The 398-nt window shown below is 52.0% G+C and carries 1 pseudogene; it reads right to left on the bottom strand.

Going from position 1 to position 398, the window contains the following annotated elements:
- A pseudogene (locus V6943_RS20220) lies at nucleotides 1-197 on the bottom strand (AI-2E family transporter); the annotation flags it as partial.
- Between the last annotated feature and the right edge of the window lie 201 nt (nucleotides 198-398).

Raw genomic sequence — 398 nt, 5'->3', positions numbered from 1 at the left:
ATAGCTGCAACCACAATGTTGCCTTTAACCGTAGCCCTGACCACACGGGTGAACTTGCTGAACAACCTACGCTTCTGATTATCGCTCAGAGGTAGTGCTCGTCGAATCCGAACGACCAGGTCTCGTCCGTCTCGAATGAGGAAGAACAACAGATACAGCATTAGAAAAAAACTGATCAGGAACTGGAATGTACCCTGACTGCGGATTCCACGCTGACTCGGACACCCATTCCACGCGCACCCGGACAGTGATTCCACGCTGATCCGGACACTCATTCCACAAGCATCCGGACACCGACTCCACGGTCATCCGGACACTTTTCTGGCAGGCAGCCACGCAGGATTTATTCACTACCATCGATCTCTTTTTCGAAGCAGAGAGGTCGTTGTGGAGCGTTT

It is taken from the genome of Pseudomonas sp. CBC3 (assembly GCF_037967085.1).
GTDB lineage: Bacteria > Pseudomonadota > Gammaproteobacteria > Pseudomonadales > Pseudomonadaceae > Stutzerimonas.
Note: the sequence above shows the minus strand (reverse complement) of the source record. Positions and strands in the feature narration are given on the sequence as shown.